The sequence below is a fragment of the Limnofasciculus baicalensis BBK-W-15 genome (assembly GCF_024178385.1).
Taxonomy (GTDB): domain Bacteria; phylum Cyanobacteriota; class Cyanobacteriia; order Cyanobacteriales; family Coleofasciculaceae; genus Limnofasciculus; species Limnofasciculus baicalensis.
The window spans coordinates 1-4,228 of record NZ_JAMZMM010000448.1; the positions used below are offsets into that span (position 1 = coordinate 1).

4 protein-coding genes are annotated in these 4,228 nt (G+C 46.2%); all 4 read right to left on the reverse strand.

Annotated features, from left to right (window positions below; all coding sequences use genetic code 11):
- Nucleotides 1–171: 171 nt before the first annotated feature.
- On the reverse strand, nucleotides 172–1,836 hold the full coding sequence (locus NJ959_RS26315) for an MBL fold metallo-hydrolase (protein ID WP_254014722.1): 1,665 nt from the start codon (nucleotides 1,834–1,836) through the stop codon (nucleotides 172–174).
- 142 nt (nucleotides 1,837–1,978) lie between these two features.
- A complete protein-coding gene (locus tag NJ959_RS31060; protein ID WP_507237495.1) occupies nucleotides 1,979–2,101 on the reverse strand; it encodes a DUF8629 family protein in 123 nt (40 codons plus the stop codon).
- 222 nt (nucleotides 2,102–2,323) lie between these two features.
- A complete protein-coding gene (locus tag NJ959_RS26320) occupies nucleotides 2,324–3,418 on the reverse strand; it encodes a tetratricopeptide repeat protein (RefSeq protein ID WP_254014723.1) in 1,095 nt (364 codons plus the stop codon).
- 160 nt (nucleotides 3,419–3,578) lie between these two features.
- The coding region (locus NJ959_RS26325; protein ID WP_305069167.1) for a molybdopterin oxidoreductase family protein at nucleotides 3,579–4,228 on the reverse strand (650 nt) is incomplete at its 5' end.

The window sequence follows — 4,228 nt, forward strand, 5'->3', positions numbered from 1 at the left end:
TATTGGTTATTGGTTATTGGTTATTGGTTATTGGTTATTGGTTATTGGTTGTTAGTTAATTGTTAATCGCTAAGAAATATATTTAGTAATTTAGAAGTTTCCAATTCGATCGGAAATTAGCAATTACTAAACAAACAACAAACAACAAATAACAAACAACAAATAACAAACTCACTTTTCCGGAGGGGATACAATCGGTTCAAAGACTGGACAGTACCCCTCCGGTGTCACTTTAAAGGCATAGAGAGGAGAGGCAGAATTCCAACAACGTTGACCTCTTTGGTAGCGACAATTAGCACAACAGGATATGTTCGCTGGCATTTTAAAATTGCTGTTCTGGTTGAGCAATTCCCGTTGCGACAAACCCCGTAACACTAAGTCCTCCCCTTGCCAGCGAGCTGCAACTAAACCAGTATCAGCAAAATCCTGCCAACGAGGATCGGCGGCGATCGCTTCTGGAAGAGTAATGGTGACAACTGTCCCTAATTCGGTTAGTTCACCTTCATAGTTTGTTTCAGTTGGTGGCGCAGGTTGGATAAATGTTTCACCAATAGGAAGTTCTACTAAAGTTCCTGGCGCTGGACAATGAAGGTGGTAGCGGTTTTGCAACTCCTCTAAGCTAGTAAGATCGGTGAGGTAAGTTGGGGACCCGTGAAAAAAAATAACGTGCTGTGGACGGAGATTGTGAATTAGCTGCGTAGTGCCTAAACAGTCACTATGTTCAGTAAGTAGATAGGTTTCCGTACTGACATCAACCTCCCTGGTTTCGATTGGGTATCTGAGTCGTTCGGGTCGAAGGACGAGCCAATCACCGGAGTCTGGGTGACAGTATACCCCCAAGTCAGCAGTTTCGTCAGTCAGGAGGATACAGGGAAACTGACCAATATTACGCCGATGTTCGTCATCTAACCGACGCAAGCGAGGACGAATCCGTTCATCCCAAAATAGGGGTTGATGTCTGGCAAAGTTTTGTACTGATGAGGGGAAGTAAGGGAGAAGTTCTAAATAGGCATCGCACCCGTCGGCAACGCTGCCATCAACCCAAATATCCACGTTGCGACCAGTAAACTGGTGATGACTCCGCAGTAGCATCAGGATTTCTTGACCAAGCCCCAATGTGGGGACTGGTAGCAAGACTGAGCGATTGATAGCCAATCCCTGCTCAATCTTCTCCACTAGCTGATTTTCCTGTTGCCGTCGGTGGGGATGTCTAGCTGTGCCATAGCTGCCTTCTAGAATTAGCACATCTGGCTGCGTACCCCTTAACGCTTCAACCGATAAACCTTCAACTAATCGCGAGTTGGATAGGAAAAAATCCCCCGTATAAAATAGTCGGTAGGTTCGATGGGGAGCCGTATAGGTAAGTAGAAATGCTGCTGCTCCTGGCAGGTGTCCAGCAGGAAACAATTGAACTGTTAATCCTGGACGAACTTCGATGGGGGTGCGCCAAGGTAAAGCATGACAGAAAGAGGCAAGGGGTTTAAACCCCTTGTCTCGTTCAAACCCCTTATCCGGTGCTAAAGAAGACCAGTTGAGGGGTAATAGTTGAGTTGTAACTTCACTGGCATATATCGGTAAATGAGGAAACGCTTGGTGAAGAGATAGTAATCCCTGTGCGTGATCCGTGTGAGCGTGACTGCATAGAACTAAATCAATTGGTTGATTGGCGGGGGCGACTAAAGGAGAAATATCTTCTAACCCACAGTCGAGGAGTATCCGGTGGGGACCGATTTGCAGTAGCAAACAAACTCCTTCGGCACCCTGACCAACACCATAAGGAAAACAGGCTAATTTTTCATCCTCTGGTGAGAATGTAGATAGGCTTTGATTGCTCATAGGCTGTTAAACACTAGCCCACAACAGTTAGCTTCGCCGATCTTAAGGCTCGAGATTAGCGGATGGAGAATATAAACTCTTTCTCCTTAAATCTTGCCTCTGGTGTCTATAGCGGCTGACTGTTGAGCTAGATTGACAAAACTTAGTGAGCAGAGCCATTCCCATGATAGTTGTCTGAATCGTAAAACCCGTTTTTAGTGCCAAAAATTAAGGTTGACACGGTAAAAACAATTGTCAATACCACTAAAATTAGTTTGATATCCATCTATCTCACATCAAAATAGAGAATGGGCACGGGGATTGTGATTTTTTCCTTCTCTTGATAGCCACTATTGGGCTGTCTTGAAAAGAGGTAGGAGTTTAGTTAAATGGGTATTTTAATTTCTTCTCGCTACCTTCCTATCGATCATCATATCACTAACAGTACCTACATACACAACGAAAAGAGTTGACGGTTGTCTATTACAAGCGATTTTGAGCTTCAGAATTATTTAAGTTCCCGCAACAGTGATTCAGCTTGCCGCACACCCTGGTTGTTCCCCTGACGTTTATAGAGATCGCGGGCTTTTTCAATAGCTGCGATCGCGTCACTCGTGCGATCGCGACCTTTGAGGGCTAATCCCAGATTATAGTAAGCTTTTGGGTCTTGGGGGGCGATTTCCGTCAGACGGCGGTAAGCGACAATTGCTTCCATGTAATTTTCCTGGGATAGGAAAATCTCGCCGATGGCGGCTTGAGCTTCTGTCGAATTGGGCTGCAATGCGATCGCACGTTCAAAGGCATCTACTGCACCTGATAAATCTTTTTGAGCTTGGAGTAGTTTACCCATTTGGAGAAAAACTTCCCCGCTGTTGGGATCTAACTGCGCCGCCTTCTCAAACGCATCAAGAGCAGCACTTTTATCTCCCTGACGCATCCAAGCTAATCCCAACCTCATCTGTGCGCTGCTTTGGCGTGGGGCTAGGGTTACAGCTTGCTGAAGTGCCTTAACTGCTTCTTGAGGACGACCTCGATCTAATAATACTTGACCAATTAATTCGTAGACTGGGGCATTTCTGGGTTGGAGGTTGATAACTTGGCGATAAGCTGCGATCGCGCCATCATAATCTTGCTCTCGCAGGAGTACTGCTCCCAACCCATAATAGTAATTGACATTATTGCCATTTAATTGTACTGCACGGCGATATGCTGCTACTGCACCCCTATTGTCTCCCGCACTGGCTAAACTGTAGCCTAGGGCATAATTAAACTCCGGATTATTGGGATCGAGGGCGGTTGCCTGTTGATAGGCTCTCGCTGCTTGAGGGAAGTTCCCCTGACGGGTGTGGAGGTAACCGATACCGGAAAAAATCTTCGCATTTTGCCCATCTAAGGCTGTAGCTTGTTGATAAATTGCGATCGCTCCCCCATAATCACCAGCATCGGCCAACTCTCGCCCCCGACGGAGGAGTTGATTTAGTTGAGCTGTAGCTTGTTCCTGGCTCAACAACAGAGGTGGAGACACTTGTGCTGCTACTGGCATGGTGGTGACTAGCCCAGTTAACAAAAAGCTACTCACTCTTAACAAGGTCTGTTTTAACACGGTCAGTTTTCTCGCTTTTACTCGGTGCAATTTTTCTGTGTTACATTCGCTAGCGCCTTCGCTCAGGAACAGATTATCATCTAGGATCTGAATTTGACAACTTTCTTCGTGTCTTAGTGTCAATCGTGGTTTGTTAAAAATTTACTCTTGGGACTAGCAATCAAACAGCACCTACTGCTGTGGACTCAGATTGAGGCTTTGATCGCTCAAATGTCATGTCAGATTTTAGATCTGCCTTGAGCTGGGAATCCCCAGTAACCAAACTCAATTGCACAGCACAAGCTTTTAATTCTGGTTGTAGAGAATCAGGACAAGCTTCTGGATGAGTTAAGGTATTTACTTCGGCATTATCTGCCCAGAGTGCGCCCCAGTGCATGGGGACAAACACTGTACCTGGAGCGATCGCTTTTGTGACTTTAGCTGGAAAAATAGCCTCTCCGCGACGCGATCGCACTTCGACTAAATTCCCCTCTTCAATTCCCAATTTTTGCGCATCGCGAGGGTGAATTTCGATAAATGGTTGGGGGTGCATCTGCTGAATTTTGGGAATGCGACCAGTTCTGGTTTGGGTGTGCCAGTGACCATAAAGTCGTCCGTTTGTCAAGATCAAGGGATAGTCAGGATCGGGTGGCTCTGCTAATCCTTTTGAGTGATATGCCCCAAATCTAGCTCGTCCATCTGGTGTGGGAAATTGCCAATCGGTGTAAAGCCGCTTTGATTGTTGTTGGTTGTTGGTTGTTGGTTGTTGGTTGTTGGCTGCGACTAACCCAGCCGTCAGTTTGCCAGACTTAGAGCGGACCAAAGCCGCTC